This is a genomic window from Mucilaginibacter sp. (assembly GCF_025362475.1).
Taxonomy (GTDB): Bacteria; Bacteroidota; Bacteroidia; order Sphingobacteriales; family Sphingobacteriaceae; genus Mucilaginibacter.
Genome location: NZ_JANYGH010000072.1, coordinates 63641 through 85636 on the forward strand (window position 1 = coordinate 63641; position 21996 = coordinate 85636).

Below are 21996 nucleotides of genomic sequence, written 5' to 3' on the forward strand. Positions count from 1 at the left end.
TTTATGTTGATCCGCTAAGGGATGCTTATTTATTAGTGAACAGATACTTTAATACCAAATGCGAAGGTTCTGAATGCGGGGAAAGAGTTAAAATCCAATCCGCCTGATGTATTCCCAGTGTGAACGTTCACCTCAGGATCGGTACCTTTATAATTGGTTACGGTAATCAGGTTCTGCGCTTCGGCATAAATCCTTATCCCCTGTACAATTTTAATGTTCTGGAATAATGATGAAGGGAAGCTATAACCCAATGAAACTGATTTTAAGCGGGCATAAGAAGCATTTTCAACAAAACGGGAGTTCACATAACCACCATAAGTGCTCAGGAAATAGCCTTCTCGCGGGATATCTGTATTTTCGTTTTTGCCGGCAACAAACCTGTTCAATGCATCAGTACTTGTTGTTGACTCCAACACCAGCCTGTTCATGTTAAATAATTTATAACCAAAGGCTCCCTGGATAAAAATGTTGAGATCGAAACCTTTGTAATGGAAATCGTTGCCAAAACCTGCAGTGAAGTGCGGGTTTGAATTACCTAAATATTTTTGATCATCAGGGGTTATTTTACCGTCTCCGTTAACATCTGCATACTTAGGATCGCCCGGTTTTGAATTTGGCTGCGGTGCATAGCTTTCACCTGTTTTTAGCACTCCTGCGTATACATAACCATATAGCTCACCTAACTCCTGTCCTACTTCAAGTCTTGAAAACTCACGACCAGAAACGGTTCCACTTGGATTGGCAGTATTGCTGCTAATTGTTTTGATACCACCCAAATCCAACGCTTTTTGTTTGTTGTAGGCTATATTGAAGCTGGTATTCCAGGCAAAGCCTTTTGAACGTACATTGTTCGTGTTTACAGAAAGCTCGATACCCCTGTTTTCGATAGCACCACCGTTTACTAACTGGGTGCTAAAGCCCCACCACTGACCAATTGGGATATTGATCAACAAATCGGAGGTTTTTTTACGATAAACGTCAACAGTAGCGTTGATACGGCCATCGGCAAAACCTACATCTAAACCTGCATCAAGTTGTGCCGTACTTTCCCATTTTAAGTTAGGGTTTGATAGGCTTGAAGGCTCAATACCTACCTGCAGCGGTCCACCATCACTCAATACAGTGCTATAGTTACCAAATGTGCTCAGGTACTGGTAGTTGTTAATCCTGTCGTTACCGGTAACACCATAGCTCACCCTAAGCTTTAAATTTGAAAAAGTATTTAGGTTTTTGATAAAATCCTCATCGGTAAATTTATAAGCCAAAGCTCCTGATGGGAAAATACCATGCCTGAAATTGCTACCAAATTTTGAAGAAGCATCATCCCTTAAAGTAAATGTTGCCAGAACCTTATCCTTGTATGAATAGTTTAACCTGCCGTAATAATCCGTAAGTGATGATTCTGATTTACCGCTATTGTAACCGTTAACAGTTGAACCTGCGCTCAGATTGTAATACAGGAACACATCAGTAGGGAAACCTTTAGCACCGGCACTTAATGATTCAGCAACATCCCTTTGGTTGGAGTTACCTACCAATAAAGTAAACGCATGGTCTTTAAAGTTATATTTATAAGTCAAATAGTTTTCAACCAACCATCTAAAGGCAGTAGACATTTGCTCGCTAGCGATACCACCGTTTGCTTTACCTGCTACCAGTGTTCTTGGGGTGTACTGCCCGGCTGTAACCTGGCTGTATTCGCTACCTGCACCTAAGTGGTAGGTAAGATTTTTAAATAAGGTATAATCTAAAGATATGTTACCGTTTATTAGTTTGCTGCCGCTTTTGTTGGTTGGCTCCAAAAGACTTGCCAGGGCATTGTTTTTACCCTGGTATACATAATAACTACCATCGGCATTATAAACCGGGATGTTGGGCTGTGCAGTTAAAAGGCCAAACAATGGCGCAGTAATATCGCCAGAATAAGATTGCAGTGTTGAGTTTGAGCTTGCGCCGTAAAAATTAGCGCCTAATTTTAGGTTTTCGTTAAGTGTTTTTTCGGCACCTATTCTTGCAGTGTATCTTTCCAGGCTGGTGTTTTTTAATACCCCGAGTTGTTTTAGATAATTACCGGATACGTAAATTTTCGAGTCCTTATCAGCACTGCTGATGCTTAGGTTACGATTTTGCACCGTTGCATTTTGTGTAGCTGATTTTAACCAATTTGTATTAGCCAACGGAAAGTTTGATGGAAATATAGCCGGTTTGCCATCTTCAATAGCTGTAGCATTCTGAATATCGGTATACTGCTGCCCGTTTAATAACGACGGATGGTAGGTTAAGTACTGCTGCCCGTTTGATACATCAGCATCGATAGCTACCTTGCCTATTTTCCCTTTTTTAGTAGTGATAAGCACCACACCATTGCCACCTCGTGAGCCGTATATAGCTGTTGCAGACGCATCCTTCAATATCTGGATGTCTTCAATATCGTTAGGGTTTATCTGGTTACCGTTATCGGTAATAAAACCATCAACAACATACAATGGCGAATTACTTGTATTAATAGAGTTACCACCCCTGATGGTGATAGAAATAGTACCACCCGGTGCAAAGCTTGATTGTTGTACCTGCACACCAGCTGCCTTACCCTGTATAGCCTGGCCTAAGTTTGATGTAGTACCACCAAGGTTAAGGTCATCACTTTTTACCGAACTTACAGAACCAGTAAGGTCGCTCTTTTTAACAGAGCCGTAACCTACCACTACTACTTCGTTGAGTTTGTTGAGATCTTCCTGTAAGGTTACCGTTATTTCATTTGAGCTGCCTAAGGTTACCATTTGTGTTTTGTATCCTATATATGATACAACCAACACTTTTGAATTCCCTTTAAGGGTAATTCTAAACTTCCCGTTAAGATCTGTAGAGGTTGTATTTTTAACTCCCCTTTCCGTTACGGTAGCACCTATAATCGGACCGCCTTTGTCTATAATATTACCGGTGATAACTGTTTGTGCACTTGCCAGTGTTGGCAGCAGCAAAAAAAGATAACAGCAGATCATTTTAAAAAGGGTACCATAAAGCTTCTTTTTTGAAAAAGTACTTTTTGAGGAACCCGGATCAAGTTGTGTGTAAATTTTAATCATACATTTTGGGTGTTAGTATTAATTAATTGTTGCGTTTTAATAATGGTTTGATTGTTTTTGAATATTGGAAATTAGAGATATAGGCTTAAAAATGCCCACGCAAACACAGCGCAAACGTTTGTTTTGAAGAAACTTTGATTACGCAAACGTTTGATAAATAGCAAATTGCAGGTAATAAATGGCGCAAGGAGCGCAGATCTGCAAGGATTTAAGCCATTTTTAAAGAAGATTTTGGGGGCTTTGGATCAAAAACTTCCCAATTTGGTAAGGTGACGGAAATTTTTGATTTTGAGGGAGTTGGGAAAGATTAGCTTTCGCCCGTCAAACCTGATACTCTGAAGAGTACATAACAAGTGGCTAAAGACTTACGAAGTTTTAAAAACTTCGTAAGTCTGAGATTCAACAATTTGCCATAGGCTGGAACAGAACGATGACAGTTACTATGTGGGTACGGATTGTTACCTAAAAACCGCTATCATCCAACGCAAATGTATTTTTCCTTTCCTTCCATTTACCTTTTGTAAAATCAGGGAAATTAACACTTGCGTTGCCTTCTTTTAAGGATTTGGTTGATAACGGGGTGATCACACTCATGGTAACTGAATCATAAACATCAATAGGTGTTTGCTTTTTCTGTTTGACAGATTCAACAAAGGCGTTGAATACAAACCAATCCATACCGCCATGGCCGGCTCCTTCGGCAAACTTTTCATATTTCTTCCATAACGGGTGATCGTATTTATCAAACCATACTTTTGCCGGATCCCAGGAATCATCTTCTTTAGATTGATGATCGATATAGACGCTCTTGTTCACATCCATCCAAAGTCCTTTTGTACCCTGCACCCTAAAACCTAAGGAATACGGACGTGGCAAATGTGTATCATGGCTTAGCATCACCGTTTCCCCGTTTGCGCAGTTGATCATGGTGGTAGTTACGTCGCCATTTTTGTAGTTGATCTTTGCATTGGGATGGCCCGGCGATAGCTCCTCTATGTAAGCACCTAAACCGCGAGCCTTTGAACTAAAAGACACGAGGTTGGTAAAACGATTACCGGCATTAATATTGGCATAATGCATACATGGGCCTACACCATGAGTTGGATAAATATCGCCATCAACATCTATATTAAATTGGGTGCGCCATTGTGCTTCGCTTAACGCGTTGGGGCCAAACTCAACACCGGCGTTGCCGTAACTGCCTTTACCATCATTAAATAATACCGGCCTTAAATTATGCTGGTAACCACCTTCCAAATGAATGATCTCGCCAAAAAGGTTCTGGCGTGCCATATTAAGCGCGGCCATTACATCCCGGCGATAGCAAACATTTTCCAGGGTCATGTATGGCATTCCCGTTTTTTCGGATGTATGCACAATATCCCAGTGATCTTCTACCGTAAGGCCTGCAATAACTTCACAGCCTACATATTTACCGGCTTTCATGGCATCAATAGCCTGTGAGTGGTGAAACTGCCATGGTGTAGCGATGATCACAGCATCAATATCCTTATGGTCTAACAGTTTTTTGTAGGCATCCAAACCGCCGGTGTATTCTTTTACCGGGGCATGTCCTTTTTTGGCGATGTATTCGCGACAAATTTTTAGCGAATGTTCCTGTGTATCGCAAATAGCCACCACCTCAACATCATCGCGCAGCAAACCTTCTGCAATGTGGCTCATGCCACGGGCGCCAACACCTATGTAACCTAATCTTACTTTAGTTGATGCCGAAGCAAACAAACTGCCGGTAGGTAATATGCTAAATCCTGCGGCAACTATTGCGCTGTTTTTGATAAATTCTCTTCTTTCCATTTATTGTTTTATAATTAGCGGCACGTGTATGCCAATAGTTTATTTTAAGGGTAATTTATCCAGGTCGATAATTGGTTTTACGCCAAGCGGTTTCCTGTCAATAACGGTGCGCAGCATCTTATAATCATCGAAAAAACCACCATTTTGCAAGTAAAAACCAGTAACATCGACACCACCGGCATAATCTTTCCTGTAGTTAGCGTTGGCTGTTGCATCGCCGGTGTACATCGCTTTGGTTAACTCCAGCCAGTTATTAACGGTATCGCCTATCCATTGGTTGGTAAAAAATGCTTTGCGCGTTTTATCGCCGTAATCGGGATCAAAATTTTCAACAAATGAATATAAGTTGGTTAAATATGTTGCCACTTTGGGGCGGTTAAAGCTGGCTATCAGCATCCATTTATTAGCATTAACATCTTTAAACCAGGCAGTAAAGGTGGTTGAATTTGTAGCCACATCAGGTTCTGCTTTTAATAAAAAGGCATAGTTTTGGCCGGCCACCCAAGGATAGTTCATATAACTTTGCCCACCGGAGCCTTCATCACCAAATTCACCTATATGTACGCCCTCGCCGCCATGGATTAGTTTAATACGCATATTTTCAGGAATACTCTTGGGGTCCTGTGTTTCATAGGGGCTCCATACAGAAAATAGCACCCTGCGTTCTGTGGGTGAATTTACCTGCATGCCAAAATAGCCCTGTCCAAAACCATCGGCCATAAAATATGATCCCATAATATCGCCGCCCTTAGGCACCCTGATCTCGTTATAAAACCATTTTACTTTACTCTCTATATTACGCGGAACGTCAAATCTTAAATGTACAGATGGCCCCCTTTTTCCAAAATAAAACGAACTGCCTTGCTTTACATAAGCTACATCGTCGTCGGCTTTTGGGGTTTTAATGATTACGTCGCTTACATCGGCATATACATCACCCGTTTTGCTGATACCCTGCAATTTTAGGCGGATATGGCCGGGATGTGTTACATTTATTTTACCAACAGCGATGGTATCAAAAGCTGTATTGCTGATCTTTTTATCTATGACAGTATTACCTGCAGTTACCCTTATGGTGCTCGTTCCCTGGTGCACCTTTAATCTTAAAAACAATTGAATAGTTTGTTTTACAGAAACCCTAAAGTAAACAGTGCTTACAGATGTGGCACTTGTCCAGTGGGTTAAACCATCGTCGGTAATAGTGGCCGGAGCCTCTACCCAGGCGTTGCCGCCTACCGGTATAATTTTGCGTAAAGTGGTATCTGTAGCTCCCGGTATTTTAGCCAAAAGCGTACTGCTAAAAAATAGTATACCCAAAATAGCTGTGTAATTATTGATCGTTTTTTTCATAGTTGATCTTTTGGTAAAGCATTAACTTACCGTTTTATAAATGTACTCGCATTCAGTATTTTAGTAAACAATAAAGGGTATTAATTCAACGCAAACGTTTGAAAACTGGCCATAGTTATCCATTAATTGGTGTCTATAGCAAATTCAAAAATTGTTTTACTTATAAATGTATCGCCCGGTTTTAATATTGTAGATGGAAATTCCGAGTGATTTGGTGCATCAGGGTAATGCTGTGTTTCCAGGCAAAAACCACTTCTGTGCATGTATTTGGCGCCATTTTTCCCTGGGGAATTATTTTCGATAAAATTACCGGTATATAAATGCACGGCAGGCTCGGTTGTGTACACATGGAGTATCCGGCCACTTAATGGCTCTACTACACTTGCCGCCATGAGCAGTTTATCTGAGTCGGCTTCTTTAATTACCCATGAATGATCGTATCCCGCACTTAATATCAGTTGTTCGTTTTCCTGTCCAATCCGTTCTCCTATTTGCTTTGCCTCCCTAAAATCAAAAGGCGTACCCTCAACCCTTGCAACTTCGCCAGTGGGCACCTGCATTTGATTTACAGGCAGATAACCTTGTAAGGGCATCATCAGCTCATGCTCTAAAATTGAACTGCCGGCCTGGCCTGATAGGTTGAAATAAGCGTGCTGCGTTAAATTAACCAATGTAGTCTTAGTGGTTTTAGCCTCAAAATCAACAATAAGCTGATTTTGATTATTTAAAGTATATGTAACCGTTGTGGTAAGCTCGCCCGGAAAACCCTCTTCTCCATCTGGGCTGATATATTCCAGCACTACGCCCGTTTTATCCTTTTGGGTAAAATGCCTAGCTGTCCACACTTTTTTATTAAAGCCGATAGCGCCGCCGTGATGATGGAAGCCTCCGGGCTTAACAGTTAGCTGATGCTGTTCATCGTCAATCATAACCAATCCCCCGTTTATACGATTAGCGAAACGGCCAACAATGGCCCCCGTATAATATGGGTCATTGATATACCCTTCTACATCGTCATACCCTAAAACAATATCCGCCACATTACCATTTCTATCGGGAATATTGATTGCCTGGATTGATGCACCGAAATTTGTGACCGAAACGCTTACACCGTTTTTATTATGAAGGTCATAAAGCACAACATTCTTGCCATTTGCCATGCCCCAGTTTTTAACGGCTATTGTATTAGCACTCATATTTTAGGTTATTAAAAATTTAAAATAGTAATTAGCAGCGACTATTTTTAAGCTGTGATGAAATTAGTTAATAAGCTGGTGCATTAAAATGATTTACATGCCTAAACAACACGCAAACGTTTGCAAAGCGGCGCACGCTGACAATAATATCGTAATAATCTCCTAACTTTAAATTCACAAAACATACTAATAGCCCCCGGGATAATGCAATCAAAACCAACTACTATAAAAGAGATAGCGCAATTACTGGGTATATCGGTTTCCACAGTTTCAAGGGCCTTGCATGATCATCCCAGCATAGGGCTTACCACCCGCGCCAAGATTAAAAAACTTGCCGGCGAATTAAATTATGAGCCAAACCAAACTGCCATATTTTTACAGAAAGGAAAAACTCATACCATAGGCGTTATTTTACCCGAGCTTTCTGAGGCATTTTTCTCATCGGCCATAAGCGCGATTGAAGATACTGCTTACAAAAAAAACTACACCGTACTGCTTGCACAATCACATGATGATGAGCAAAAAGAACGACAGCTGGTGGAGAAAATGAAAAATCACCGGGTTGACGGATTGCTGGTATCCCTGGGTAAAAACACATCTTCCTTTCAGCATTTTGAGAATTTAAAGAAATATAATATCCCCGTAGTGTTTTTTGACCGGATACCACCCATGCCCAACATCCACTACGTAGCCTGTAATATGGAAATAGGTACTATTGAGGCTGTGAGCTATTTGTTGAAAAAAGGGCATCGCGCAATTGGTATGATAAACGGACCACAAACCATGGTAGCTACTGGCGAAAGAAAGGAAGGATATATTAAAGCCATGACCAAAAACAGGTTAAAGTACGATCCATCGCTCATCGTATCCTGCGACCTGACCGAAGAAGGCACAAAAAAAGCGTTGGATGAATTGCTGGCCAGCAAAAGAAAGCCTACGGCCGTTGTAACTTTTAATGATTATGTAGCGCTTTTTGCTATCAAATATGCTCAAAAACTTAACATAAAAATAAACCAGGATCTTGAGTTTGTAAGCTATGCCAATTTACCTTTGATCAATTATATGGAGAACATACCTGCGGCTTCTGTTGAACAATTTCCTTATTTACAGGGGCAAAAAGCTACCGATATACTTATGGACCTGCTTCATCACCAGGATAAAGGCACCAATGAACAAAGTGCCTACTACAAGATCATTATAGAATCGCAACTGGTCGAGAACAAGAAATAAACCATCAAAAAAAACACTCAAACGTTTGCGCATCAGTTTCACTGAGCTATTAAGTATGTTTGATTAGTTAACCAGAATAATATGTTTGATGATATACTGATAAGCTTTGGATTAAGCGCTTCTGAATACAATGTCCAGGCTTTTGGCTCCGGTTTAATAAACCTTACTTACAAGCTTAGCGGCGATGGTGGAGCCTATATCCTTCAGCAGATAAATACCAGCGTTTTTAAAAAACCCGATCATATAGTTAATAACCTGGCATTGGTAAAAGAATATTTAAATGCCACTAACCCAGATTATCTGTTTGTGGCGCCGCTGCAAACTATTACAGGTGAATTTATTGTTCAATCGTCAGATGGTAAATTTTATAGGTTATTTCCATTTATAGATGGCTCGCATACCGTAAATTTTTTAGAAGACAAAAAAGAAGCCTACGAAGCTGCTTTGCAGTTTGGCAGATTTACCCACCTGTTAAATGATTTTGATATAAACCTGCTTAAATACACCTTATCAGATTTTCACAACCTAAAACTTCGGTTCGATCAGTTTAAAACTGCTTCACAACATGCAGACCCGGCTAAATTAGCACAAGCTGATACCGAAATAAAGGAGGTTTACAATCACTATAATATTCTACAGACCTATAATCAGTTAGTTGCCAATAACGAAATTCCGTTAAGGGCTGTTCATCACGATACTAAAATCAACAACGTTTTGTTTGATGACAAGCAGCATGCGCTCTGCCTGGTTGATCTGGACACCGTTATGCCGGGCTATTATTTAAGCGATGTAGGCGATATGATGCGTACCTACCTTTCGCCCGCCAATGAAGAAGAAACCGATCTTGATAAAATATATATCCGCGAAGATTTCTTCAGGACCATATACAAAGGCTATATGTCTGAAATGGGCAGCATTCTTACAGATACCGAAAAGCAGCTTTTCATTTTCTCTGGCAAGTTGATGATATATATGCAGGGACTGCGTTTTCTAACCGATTTTTTGAATAATGATATTTATTACGGCGCACAATATCCGGGGCATAACTTAACCAGGGCAAAAAACCAGTTTAAACTACTTGCAAAATATATTAACGCCGAATCATCATTTAAAACATTGATTGCAAGCGTTAACCGGGAATTTACGACGGCTGCTGATTAAAATGGTTAGCGGCTTTTATCTGCAACAACAAATTCATTCATAACAGCTTCCTTTATCAGCGCTGGTGGCAATAAACCTTGCGAAAGGATAAAATCATGAAAACGCAGGGCATTAAACTTATCCCCCAAAGCGGCTTCTGCATCTTTGCGTAAGGCCAGCATTTTAATAAACCCGTAAAAATAGCTATTGGCCTGGCCGGGAGCTTTTAGCGAATAGCGATCTACCTCCTGCTGTGCAAATGCACGGGATTGAACAACATCTTTCATTAAAATATCAAGCGCTTGCTGCTGAGTTACCGTACCGGCCTGCAATTCGGGATCTAAAAATGCACGGGCGGCTCTTAGCAAGCGATAATCCAGTGATACCAGCTGGCCTTCCAAAGGCATATACGGACGAACGATGTACTCAGAATAAAGTCCCCAGCCTTCTGCATTAGTTGAATTAAAAGCATATAAAGCACGGGCCTTTGAAACGCCCTCTTCTACCATTTTATCAAACTGGAGTTCGTGACCGGGGCGGGCTTCGTGTGCTGTAATTGTCCACGACGCGGCATCAAACGTAAAATCATCAAATTTAGCACCGCTTTTCTCGCCTGGTGCAGGAGGCATGTTTAGTGGTAAAACAAAAACACCACGCTGACCTGTATTATTTAAAAATGGCGGCGGCACCATATGTGGTGCAGGACCTTGTGCAGTTTCGGCAGCAGTTGCTAAACGAATGATGGCCGGCCGGCTTGGCAAGGTTACCAATTGATGTTCGCGAATAATAGCTTCAATATCTTTTAAATGCTGTTGATACAACGGTATGATAGAGTCGCCATGAATCTGTTCCTTTTTAAGTATGGCTATCACATCCCGGTAATCAGTCGATGCCAAATGCCTGTTTTGAGCAATCTGCGCTGCAATAGGTTTCATTTGCTCCTGGATATCGGTAAAGGCCGCGTGGGCCAGCTTTGCCAATTCAGCTGGTGGGAGGTCAATGCCATAAGCTTCAAGATTCAAAGCATATTCTTCGGCCGGAAGCCTGAAATCTGTACGTGCTTTGGATAACACATGCTCACGTGTCCATTGGTCATAATCCTGTACCTGTTTTTTTAATATCGCATAAGGCTCTTCCCACCCGGTGAGATTAAACTTTTTGCATAGCTCCGGGATGCCATCCATAATGCTGGCATTACGGGAAAGATCAAGCTCCATTTGTTGTTTTGATGGATAGATCATGTTCCCTTTTGCAATTTGCTGGTTAACACGCTCCTGGTATATTGCCGTTAGCGGACGGTAGCCTTTTTCAAGGCCTGCATATTTGCGAATACGTATCAGGGCAGCAGGGCGTCGCTCAGCCGGGGTTTGGTCATCCAGTAAAATTTCAAGGCCGCTATAAACCGCATTTGCAGCATTATTAAATGGCACCTGGCGTTGCATTGCAAAATCCTGCTGACGAAAACCCAGGTTTAAATGATCAATCAAGATTTTAAGGTCCTGTGCTACCTTTGCGTCTTTTTCTATTTTTAATGCATCTGTAAACTTAACAACCAAAGCTTCCTCTTCTTTTCGTTCGGCCAGTTGGTTGGCCAGTGTAGGTACGCTTATTTGGTTGTCATAAATTGTTAAGCCCTCTGTCGAACCAAATTCAGGAGAATATTTTTCATCTAACGCGATGAGCATCTGAGTAAAATTATCTGAACGGCTAACCCAGTTTTTGCTGTTATCAATAGGTTTAGTTTGAGCATTAACCATTAAAGTTGATAGGCAAACAAACAAAAAACCTGGTACAGATACCTTCTTCATAAACATTTCCATATTATGTAATACAGAGGCAATTTAGTACATATTTTGATTTTTTACCACGCCGGATTTTTGATATTTACAAGCCTCTTTTCCTTTAATAATAAACCCTACTGGCTCATCTTATAATACTACTAATAATCCCCGTTTTTATGGAAAAGGTGACTGTAGGTAAATAGTTTGCTAAAACATGGGAGAAGCAGTTTCCGCGGAGTCAATTACGATTAGTAGCAATAATAGGAACAAATTCGCTAATAAACACCTTGCAGAAAACCAATATGTTACGAGTAGCCGAATTGCGTTTGCTGAGCTGACTAAAATGCTTTTGAAACGTTTGCAGCAGAAACAACCTGTCATCAACCCGCATGGTGCTCCAGATACTCCAGGCTTGTTTGTATTCATAATAACAGTTTTGCTCCTGCTTTACAATTGCTGTTAATGCCTGAACAGTGTTATCTTCATAACTCAATACTTCGGCCTCTTCATCAAAAAAAGCTTCATATCTGTTTGAATAAAGTTCTGATAACTTTGTTTCCAACCGATCACGCAACAGGCAAGATACCAGGTCGCTATCTCCTATATATGGGTTACCTGCATTGTTATGATACATTTTCTTTGGATTTAGATTCACCAATAAGGGTAGCTATTTTTCCTGCCATTAAAATCCCTTTCTGCCCGCAACCGGTATCTATAGTGTGGAGATATTTAAAAGAATGACTGAGGTTATCATAGCCCTGATCAATAAGCCTGATAAGTACATTATCGAAATTGAAAAGTCTGTTATCCTGAAGGCAAAGTAGCTGTTGCTGTCCCTGTAATTGAAAATCATGATCATAACCGGTGTTATGCAATTCAATCACTTTGTTGGTCAGTGAACTATTAAGCTTCCGTACGTGGAATAATTGTTTTATCCTGTTCATCTTTTCACCCCTTAAAATTTAAACACTTCATTTTAAAACCATTGCAGACGTACGCATTGCATAGTAAACATCATGCCAAATACACAACAACCTAATTATCAGATAATTAAATAACGAAAGCATTAAGAAAAATTAGCGTTATATCGTTTATTAATGATAATGGTCATTATATTTCGTAGCCCGGTAGTTACCAGTTAAATGATTTAGTAAGGAGTTTTTAAGATATACGAAACAAAGCCGTACCTCATGAGCCGGCAATAATTGAAGAGAGAATTTGATTTTTACTATTTATTACCAGACAGGCGATGTAATAAATCAATCACCTTCATATTTCTTAGCTGATTTTCAGCATCAATAGCAGCTGGATATAAGAAATTTTTATTTAGCCGGGCAAATCTTTCATCAAGACTTTTTGAATCTATTAACAACTGTTTTAGTTTATCAATAACCGCCGGCCTTTGTGTATCATCAAATGTTGGTTGGTTAACCTGCTTTTCTACCAGTTGGTAAGACAGGTAGTATACCCTGATATCGGCCATTAGCTTAAAATGTTCAAATTCCTGTTGATTTTTTAATGGTTTCAGTTCGTAAAGCTTTTGTTGTGCTACTGCGCAACTATCCAATAGTTGCTGAACAGACATAGGTATCGGCGATTTTACTTCACCCTGTTGAATTTCGTAAGGCGATACTTTAAGTGCATCCCAAAACAAGGCTGCCCCCGTTTTATCCAATCCAAATTGCTCTATTGCGTATTTATAAACAAAGGGCGTTATAGCTAATGGCGATTTACTTTTCAGCGCCTCAAAATAAGCTGCTATCAAAATATTAAAACCCGATAATGGGTATACATGCCTTATAGCATATAATTCCGCTAAGTCTGCCTCAGATTCATACACAGATGAATATTGCCCCGATGTTGACCACGACGTCATGATCATACCTTTATATCCCAATTTTGCAGCTGCGGGGATAAAATCGCGAATGTTTTTAAAGTGCTTTTCCCATTGCGTGAGATTATAATTATCCGGACTTGAGCGTAAAGCCGGCGAACCCCAGATCTCAAAACCACTTTCCATTAGCTTTTGATGATTACCAAAGTGGCTCATATCCCAACCGTAATTCCAATCAACAAACACAGTTTCTTTGGGTAAGGATTTAATGGCTTCAGGATATTTTAAAGCAATATCTGCCCAAAGCACCGGGCGCTTGCCCAATTTGATCACGATATCGCATAACATTTTAATGTAATCGGTATACAGTTTGGATTTACCTTCTTTTTCGGCCTTTAATTTGCATTTGGCATCATGCCCTAACAAATAGGTTTCATCGCCACCAATATGGATATACCTGGAAGTGTGGGTAGCAGCCAATTCTGTATACAGATCAGTAAACAGGGCTTTGTCGCCTTCAGTTTCCAGCGGACAAACCTGTGATACATCTTTCTGGTCTTCGCGCAAATGCTTATATCTCTCATGCCTCAGAATATATTCCACATGCCCAAAGCTTTGCTGCAGGGGTATTACATCAATACCCAAACTATCGCAATACTTTATAAAACTCTTTATCTCCTCCTTACTGTAAGCATAACGATTTGGTATTAACGGGTGTTTTTGGAAAGGATAAGTGCCCTCCCACTCCATCACCAAAGTGTTCATGCCGTTCTGCTTAAGTTTTAGGGCGAAATCCCTAAGAGCCGGCATGGTCATTACCTGTATACGCAGATCGAGATGAAAACCCCTTACCGGAAATAAAGAAGGTAACGTTTTGTTTTCCTGTGCAAAAGCATTAGTTAAACAAACCAATAACAATAAAACAACTAATATCTTTTTCATAGGTTGAGATTTTAAATATGCCTGCTGCTTTTATCATCCAAAAAAAGGATGGCATTTGGATGTTTGCGAAGGATGGTTGAAGGGTATTTTTCGGTAATGTCAGCATTCAAAGTTTGCCTTACAGCCTCGGCCTTATTTTCGCCGGGCACAATTACATATACATAAGGTGCCTTTGTTAAGGCCGGTATAGTTAACGTTAATGCATGGGTAGGCACATCTTCTATCCGGGCAAAACAGCCGTCGTTAACCTGTTGTACCCTGCAGGAATTATCCAAATCAACAATTTTAACCAATACCGGATCATTAAAATCTGCAACATGCGGATCATTAAATGCCAGGTGTGTATTTTCGCCAATACCCATACAAACAATATCTGCAGGAAATTGCTCCAATAGCTTTGCATAACGCAGGCACTCTTCATCGGCCTCAACTGCATTGCCATCAAGGTAATTCACGCTATTAAAAGTCACCCTGTCAAACAAACGTTCCCGCAAAAAATGCCCAAACCGCTGCGGGGCATCGTTATCCAGTTTTAAATATTCGTCCATGTGAAAAGCATTCACCCTGCCCCACTCAATATCCTGATTCAACAGCGCCGCCAGAAAATCATTTTGAGATGGCGCTGCAGCAAACACTATGTTTACAAAAGTCTTTGTTTTTAACAGTTCATTTATCTTTTCGGCAACAGATTCGGCGGCAGCCAATCCCATTAAATGCTTGTTATCAAAAATCTTAACTACCAGGCTATCTTTAATAAATTCCTTCATTATTTAATTGAATAATTCATTTGCTTCAAACACAACCTTGCCGTTTACCATAGTTGTTTGGATATTTATTTCATCGTCAAATATTACGATGTCGGCGTCTTTTCCTTCAACTAAAGCGCCTTTGCAGTTTTCAACTCCCATAACGGTAGCAGGTGTTTTGGTCATCATCCTTATAGCTTCAATTATGGGTACGCCTGCAATATTGATCATATTTCTTACCAGTCTGTCGCAGGTTGCAACACTCCCGGCAAATGATAATCTGTCGGGCAGCTTGGCAACGCCATCTTCTACTATTACTTTTAAGCCGGTTTCCTTATTACCCAGCACGCTTTCGCCTTCGGGCATACCGGCAGCGCGCATGGCATCTGTAATAAGCACTATATGATCAGGTCCTTTTATTTTGTAAACTAATTTTAACAATGGCGCAGGCAGGTGGATGCCATCGGCTATTACCTCCACATCCATATTATCAATTAAAAAAGTGCTCTCGATAACACCTGCATAGCGGTATGCATTGCGCCTGCTAACACCAGACATGCACGAGTACAAATGCGTGGCCAATGTATACCCGTTTTCAAAAGCTTCAACAACTTCCTCATAAATGGCGTCTGTATGCGCTAAAGCGGCCTTGATACCATTGGCCTGCAGATATTTGGCAAATTTAATCGCCCCCGGTAGCTCGGGCGCTGCGCTCCAACGTTTAATCACTTTTGAGTAAGCGATGATCTCCTTGTATTCGTCTTCATCCGGGTTACGGATATAACGGGGATCCTGTGCTCCACGCTGACTCATGGCAAAATAGGGCCCTTCCAGGTGCATCCCTAAAAATTGCGCGCCCATGGTGTTTTTAGCATCAGCAAGAGAATATAGATCAAGCGTTTTTAACAAGTCTACTTTTTCGGCAGTAAGTGTTGTTGGTACCATGGATGTTGTACCATATCGGGCATGTGTACGGGCTATCTCCAAAAAAGCTTCTTCGCTGCAATCCATAAAATCATGACCGCCGCCGCCATGCACATGAATATCAATAAATCCGGGCGAAACGTATTTACCCGCAGCATCAATAACAGTGGCACCTGGTGCATCAATATCACACTCGCTTACGGCTTTAATTTTATTGCCGCTTACAAGCACGGTACCACCATTTACAATTCGATATGGTGTAATAATACGGCCGTTTATGATTTTTATTTGTTGATCCATTTGCTGATATGGCATACAAGTTAAGCTGTTTTGGCTAAACTTTGAGCATCAACATTTAAAAGACAAATAAATTAGCCGCCTCAGCTACTTTGGGCAAGCCCGATATCCTATTTAAACCATACCGTTTGCGTGTAAGCACCATTGGCGGCTACATCCCAAACCTCTAAGCGTGCCCATTTGCGGCCTTTCAGGTTGGTATTAACGGTAAATATTTGGGTGCCGAAAGCCCCGGTCGCATCAAGATTGATGTGTTTGCGGTAAACTTGTTTACCATCACCCGAAATAATCTCTGCAAAATTCAGTGGGAAGGTCCAATCTGCTTTAAAGGTAATATTACATTGACCATTGAAAGGTAGAGCGATGGTTTCGCCTGTGGAGTGGCCATTTACCGTAAAATCGTTAATCAAAACTTCGCCGGTAGTGGAGAAGAATTTCCCCTGTTGTATTACATTTAACACTGATTGCCAGCCATCCTTAAATTTCGGTTGTTTATCCAGCTTTAGGTAATTTACATTCATGTGGGCGTACATTTCGTTTTCCGGTTCAATACTAAACAGGTCGGCTTCTGAAAGCACCTTCTTTTTCAGCCCCCAGTTGTTCATATCATCCATCAAATCAAGCACACGTTTACCCAACCGGGGCTGTGAAAGATCTGCAGGCATTGCCTTCCAGGCGGCACCCAAAAACCTATCCGACAGGTAAAACTCCTCATTCCTATAAGCATCCGGGAAACCCGTTGAGCCTTTCGTGCGGGCATGAGCGGTCCAGGCCAAACCGTTCTCGGCTTTAAGCAGGGCCAGCATATCATTTTTATCCCCAATATGGTAAACCTTACCGTGTTCAGCATCAGTACTTACAAATGGAGAGCCCGCCTTACGCGACATTACCCAGTAAACAGGTCTTGGGAAAAACTCCAACCAATGGCCACCAAAAAACTCGTTAGGTTCTTCGCCCGGTAAAAGCAGGAAATTTGATGACGACAGGCGGCTACATTGTTCAAATAAAGTTTTTAGTTCCAGTAAACGTTGTTCATCCGGTCCTTTGGGATGAGCGGTATAATGAAACTCGGCAAGGTGAACAATATTTACACCCAGCTTTTTGAACACTTTAACAAAGCTTGGACTATCGGGTACCGGTTTTCCCTTAAGTACCACGTTCATGATAAATTCATTATGAAAATGGCTTGCCATGGTTTTGTAACCGGGCAGTGGCTTATAGCTATCGTTATGCGTGAAGCGTTTAACATTATTCAGCAATACGGCTGCGCCATCGGTACTTAGCAAACAGAAAAAATTAAGGCGTTGTTTTGTTCCCGGCGGCGCGTTAAACCAGGGTACATAGCGTTTATCGCCATTTAACTCCTGCCTTATGCCCAGGCCATAACCATTAAGCATTTGGCGGTAGTTGTTACCGCACCAAACAAATTTGAGGTTAAATGCTTCATCCAGCGGATAAAAATATTGGTGCGGCGCAGGAAAAACGGCAATGCTGCCTTGATCATTTATGCCTGTTATGGTTCTGTATTTTACCGCGATATTTTGGGCCGTATCGGCTTGACTTATTTTGGCTGTTTGCAAATGATCATATACATCGGCGTAACTTATATTTTCAACCGGCTTCTGTTTGCCTACCAAACCGGCATCATACAAAATAGCTGTCGAATCAATTTGGGTTGATATTACTGCAGCCACATTAAAAAGCGGCTGCCCATCATATAACGTTATCTGTAGCTCGCCTTTAAAACCCGGGGCTTCTACCCCGCTAAGTGTGATCAGGGTTCTTGAACCTGAACTACTCACTTTAATATCTTTTTTATGAAAATCTACCTTGTAGGATTGATGTGGTTTCAGCGGTACTTTATCAAAAAATATGTTCCATCCATTCTGAGATATGAGGTCGCGCTTTCCTTCGGTAAGAATAAACTGTGGGTCAACATTTTGAATGATGGATTGAAAAATGCCATGTTTACTTAGCTGGATATTGCTAAATAAAGGTTCGTTGTTTTTCAAATTTAAAACCAGACGGCCTTTAACAGCTTTGCCCGCAGGCCAGGTTATTGTAAACCGGGTATCAGCTACACTAACGGTTACACCCGGCTTAGTGTTAAATTTATCTGTGGTAATGATACTTTGGGCAAAGCTATTGTTTAGGCCAGCCAGCATTATCAGTAAAACGGATTTTATTGATAAATAATCACATTTTTTAACACTCATACCTTTGTTTATTACCTGGTGACAACCGGCCATCCATTTTTATATTGAATGGGGCTGATACACATTACCCTCCCTTTTTCTTTATGCAAAATTTCGATTGCATGATAAGCTATAAATTTATTGCCATTTCCATCATCGAATATTGAGTTGTGCCCGGGAGCGGTATAAGCAGCATCTTTTACCAGTATCGTGCTATTTAAAGTGTGGTCACTTTCGCCCAATCGTACAAACGGCCCAAATGGGTCACTTGCTTTGGCTATCATCACCGCGTAATTGGCATTGTCGCCGCAGCAGTTATCACCTGAGTAATACAGGTAATAGGTACCATCCTGGTAATCAAGCCACGATCCTTCAATAAGGTTGCTGTAAGTTTTATCCTTTCCCGGAAATACCACCGCGGTAGCTTCGGAGCCATCTTTAAAGTCCGACCAATCGTCCTTCATTTCCCTTACCCGCAATGGTTGAAAATCTGATCCCCAGTACAACAAATGCTTACCCGTTTTTGGGTCAACAAAGCCTTTGGGATCGATACAGTGAAAATCCGGGCCTTTCATTAGCGGGGTACCCTTATCAATAAACGGCCCCAACGGATTATCTGCATAAGCTACTCCCATCCATTTACCGGTAAGCTCATTAGGATCGGCAGAAAAAAACATCACAAACTTGTTAAGCTTAGCATCAAAGAAAACATCAGGAGCCCAAAAATTCTGAGTATTGGAAGCCCAGGTTGGCTTTTGCGGCAAGGCATCGCCCTCATAAGTCCATTGCACATGATCTGTTGATGATGCCACCTGGATATTAATCATCCGGCCATTACTTGAAGCTTGGGTAGCATAGGCGTAATACTTAGCACCAACCCGGATAACGGTAGGATCGGGAAAATCACGATCAAGCACAACGCTGATAACACCCGGTTTTGTTTGGGTCTGCTTTTCGGGCTTTGGCTGTGCATGACTGCATGCAGCAGTGCCGAAAGTTACAAATAGCATTAAATATCTTAATTTGTTTTTCATAGATAGATCAATATAAATAACCGCCATTGCAAGTTGTAGAAGCCAAGATTTACGAAGTTTTTAAAACTTCGTAAATCTTTCACCGCTTTGTTATTTCATCTTCGGCGTTAGGATTTTTACAACCCGTAACGTGGCAAGTGCTGGTATTAACCTGCACCTGCGTATTTTAAATTATTTCCCTCTACCTGTCAGACTTTTAATCAAATCAGTTTCCTCAGTTTTGTAAGGAGTGCCATCCTGGCGAAAAATGTCATGGAACCATAATTTAGGTTCGCTGCCATCGGGCATTGGTGCATCCCAGGCATAAATGGTATTGGTTTTACCAGATACAAAGCCCCAATTGATGGCACCTACATTTTCTTTCTTCAACATAGGTAATACCGTACCGAACAGGCTATTGCGCGGGCGGGCCATATACTCTGTACAAATCAGCGGGCGACCTATCATTTTAAGGAACTGCACAGTTTTTAAATGATCAGCCTCGGGCGAGTAATCATGGTAAGTAACCACATCCGAATTAGCAATCTGGAAACGGTTCAAATCTTCCAAATTCCATGACCATACACCTGCACTTAGCGGTTGGCTTGGGTTTATTTGCCTACCCCATTTAAATATATTTTTTAAAAGCGGCAAACTCTTATTCTCTTTGCCAGAGTTACCCGGCTCATTATACAAGTCCCAAAGTAAAATACGTTTATCATTGGCAAAATGCTTTAATACGTCCTTAACATATTTTTCTAAAACAGGTGAATTGGCCATTTCTTCAGAAGCCGGTTGCCCGGGATCCTGCATCCAGCCCGAGTTGTGAATGCCCGGTTTTGGCTCTGGCTGCTTGCCCGCTTTAGGTACCTTGTTCCAGCAATCATCAAAAAACACAAACATGGTTTTGATACCGTGTTTACTGGAAATTGCAAGATATTGATCCATCCGTTTTTTAAATCCTTCCGGATCCTGCTGCCAGGCCACATGATGTAAAAACACACGCATTACATTCATGCCAATGCCTTGTGCATAGCCAAGTTCCCTATCGATAGTTTTAGGATCAAAGGTATCAGCCTGCCACATTTCCAACTGGTTAATGGCGTTGCTTGGTATAAAATCGCTGCCTACCAGCCATTGATTTTTAGCGTACCATGTATTGGCCTTTTGTTGTGACCATACCTGTGCTGTTGCTTTTTGCTGGGCGGCCAGCCTCATGCTCAATGGCATTAATAAAGCCACGGCCAATACTTTTAATTTAGTTTGCATGTATAAGAGTTTAATAGTTTATTTCAATTTTTTATTTACCAGGTGCCCTTTTATCATCCACACGGCATTGTAACCATACGCATCGGTTGATGTTAATGCTACGATGGTATCATCATTTAATACACACAATGAATTCCATAAGCCATGTTTATTTACCGGCACAGTAAAAGGTGTGTTTACATTTACAAAATCTTGCCCTTTGTTACTACCTACAGCCACCCGCATGCAGGCCAGCTCCCAGTTATTCCCCCTATTTTCAGTGCTTTGGTACGATAAAATGGTTTGGCCACTATGCAGCTGACGCAAATACGGCGCGCCGGCATAAACCGTATCAGGCAAACTGGGTGTTAAAGCGTAAGTTCGTTCAGCATCTTTTGGGCCAACCGTTTTTTGCCAGTTTTGACTAAAACTATTACGGACGATGGATGGCTTAAACTGACCGTTTGCATTATCTTCGATAGAAAACAGGATCTCTTTTGTTCCGTGAAGAATAATCGGCACCGGCATCCCATCCCTGTGGCCAGGTGTAAATGATACTATCTCTGGTTTTTTAGTCCACGTCAAACCGTTATCGTTCGACCTGAAAATGGATATATTTTGCTCGTTGGAATGTGTATAAACACCCTCGTCTGAGTAATATAGCTGAATCTCACCCGATGGTAATTGTATCTGCGCTGGTTCCCAGCACCCATCTTCAAATTTTGAACTGGCCTGGTATATCAGCTGTTCATTTTTCCAGGTTTTACCCTGGTCATCGCTTTTTTTAACAACAATAGCAAAGTGTTTGGAAGTATCCAAAACACCATTGATCTTATATGGTCGAGGATTATATGACACCAATAAGGAATGATCTTTCAATTCAAGTATCTCCGGAACAGCCATATTAACACCCTTAACCGATGATGCCACTTTTACAGGTGCAAGCCATGTTTTACCCAGGTTTGTACTCCGGGTGCATTGAATACCGCCATCGCCTTCATAAACACATACCAGGCTACCATCCTTTAGCTGTATGGCACGGGCATAGGCACCACCACCGGCCGATACCTGTTTTAAAGATGACTGATCCCATACTATATTGATGGCAGCTGAACTTTGTTGAACAGGAGTTTTACCCTGACCCCATAAAAGCTGTGGAGCAAACAAGCAAATTAACCAGATCCTTATCTTACTCATCT

Annotated in this window: 16 protein-coding genes; 2 read left to right on the forward strand and 14 right to left on the reverse strand. The window is 41.2% G+C overall.

All coding sequences use genetic code 11. The features are described from left to right. Window positions 1-32: 32 nt before the first annotated feature. From Q0R88_RS25000 to Q0R88_RS25015, 4 genes are all read right to left on the reverse strand, one after another. Window positions 33-3086: a TonB-dependent receptor gene (locus tag Q0R88_RS25000; RefSeq protein WP_295721159.1), complete on the reverse strand. Its 3054-nt coding sequence runs from the start codon at window positions 3084-3086 to the stop codon at window positions 33-35. A gap of 462 nt (window positions 3087-3548) precedes the next feature. Continuing rightward, entirely contained in the window at window positions 3549-4901 is a 1353-nt protein-coding gene (locus tag Q0R88_RS25005) for a Gfo/Idh/MocA family oxidoreductase (RefSeq protein WP_295721160.1), read from the reverse strand. A 39-nt stretch (window positions 4902-4940) separates the two neighbouring features. Then, window positions 4941-6251 carry a DUF3472 domain-containing protein gene (locus tag Q0R88_RS25010; RefSeq protein ID WP_295721161.1) on the reverse strand — a complete coding sequence of 437 codons (1311 nt, stop codon included), beginning with the start codon at window positions 6249-6251 and terminating at the stop codon, window positions 4941-4943. 122 nt (window positions 6252-6373) lie between these two features. Then, window positions 6374-7447, reverse strand: a complete 1074-nt coding sequence (locus tag Q0R88_RS25015) for an aldose epimerase family protein (RefSeq protein WP_295721163.1) — start codon at window positions 7445-7447, stop codon at window positions 6374-6376. 204 nt (window positions 7448-7651) lie between these two features. Between Q0R88_RS25015 and Q0R88_RS25020 the strand changes: the two genes are divergently transcribed. Continuing rightward, window positions 7652-8677, forward strand: coding sequence for a LacI family DNA-binding transcriptional regulator (locus Q0R88_RS25020; protein WP_295721164.1), 1026 nt, complete (start codon window positions 7652-7654; stop codon window positions 8675-8677). Window positions 8678-8758: 81 nt separating this feature from the next. Next, on the forward strand, window positions 8759-9838 hold the full coding sequence (locus tag Q0R88_RS25025) for an aminoglycoside phosphotransferase family protein (protein ID WP_295721165.1): 1080 nt from the start codon (window positions 8759-8761) through the stop codon (window positions 9836-9838). A gap of 5 nt (window positions 9839-9843) precedes the next feature. Here the strand turns inward: Q0R88_RS25025 and Q0R88_RS25030 are convergent, their stop codons facing one another. The 10 genes from Q0R88_RS25030 to Q0R88_RS25075 form a co-directional block, all read right to left on the reverse strand. After that, entirely contained in the window at window positions 9844-11625 is a 1782-nt protein-coding gene (locus Q0R88_RS25030) for a DUF885 domain-containing protein (RefSeq protein ID WP_295721166.1), read from the reverse strand. A gap of 211 nt (window positions 11626-11836) precedes the next feature. After that, a complete protein-coding gene (locus Q0R88_RS25035) occupies window positions 11837-12232 on the reverse strand; it encodes a hypothetical protein (RefSeq protein WP_295721167.1) in 396 nt (131 codons plus the stop codon). Continuing rightward, window positions 12222-12542 carry a hypothetical protein gene (locus Q0R88_RS25040; RefSeq protein ID WP_295721168.1) on the reverse strand — a complete coding sequence of 107 codons (321 nt, stop codon included), beginning with the start codon at window positions 12540-12542 and terminating at the stop codon, window positions 12222-12224. Before Q0R88_RS25040 ends, Q0R88_RS25035 begins: the two co-directional genes overlap by 11 nt. Before the next feature lie 284 nt (window positions 12543-12826). Next, entirely contained in the window at window positions 12827-14374 is a 1548-nt protein-coding gene (locus Q0R88_RS25045; RefSeq protein WP_295721169.1) for a beta-N-acetylhexosaminidase, read from the reverse strand. 11 nt (window positions 14375-14385) lie between these two features. Then, a complete protein-coding gene (locus tag Q0R88_RS25050; protein ID WP_295721170.1) occupies window positions 14386-15141 on the reverse strand; it encodes a glucosamine-6-phosphate deaminase in 756 nt (251 codons plus the stop codon). Between the two features lie 3 nt (window positions 15142-15144). Continuing rightward, window positions 15145-16359 carry an N-acetylglucosamine-6-phosphate deacetylase gene (gene nagA / locus Q0R88_RS25055; RefSeq protein WP_295721171.1) on the reverse strand — a complete coding sequence of 405 codons (1215 nt, stop codon included), beginning with the start codon at window positions 16357-16359 and terminating at the stop codon, window positions 15145-15147. 92 nt (window positions 16360-16451) lie between these two features. Continuing rightward, window positions 16452-18557: a hypothetical protein gene (locus Q0R88_RS25060; RefSeq protein ID WP_295721172.1), complete on the reverse strand. Its 2106-nt coding sequence runs from the start codon at window positions 18555-18557 to the stop codon at window positions 16452-16454. A gap of 11 nt (window positions 18558-18568) precedes the next feature. After that, entirely contained in the window at window positions 18569-19570 is a 1002-nt protein-coding gene (locus tag Q0R88_RS25065) for a glycoside hydrolase family 43 protein (RefSeq protein ID WP_295721173.1), read from the reverse strand. A gap of 171 nt (window positions 19571-19741) precedes the next feature. Next, window positions 19742-20818, reverse strand: a complete 1077-nt coding sequence (locus Q0R88_RS25070; RefSeq protein WP_295721174.1) for a cellulase family glycosylhydrolase — start codon at window positions 20816-20818, stop codon at window positions 19742-19744. 18 nt (window positions 20819-20836) lie between these two features. Continuing rightward, complete coding sequence (locus tag Q0R88_RS25075) at window positions 20837-21994, reverse strand: sialidase family protein (RefSeq protein ID WP_295721175.1); 1158 nt, start codon at window positions 21992-21994, stop codon at window positions 20837-20839. Window positions 21995-21996 lie beyond the last annotated feature (2 nt).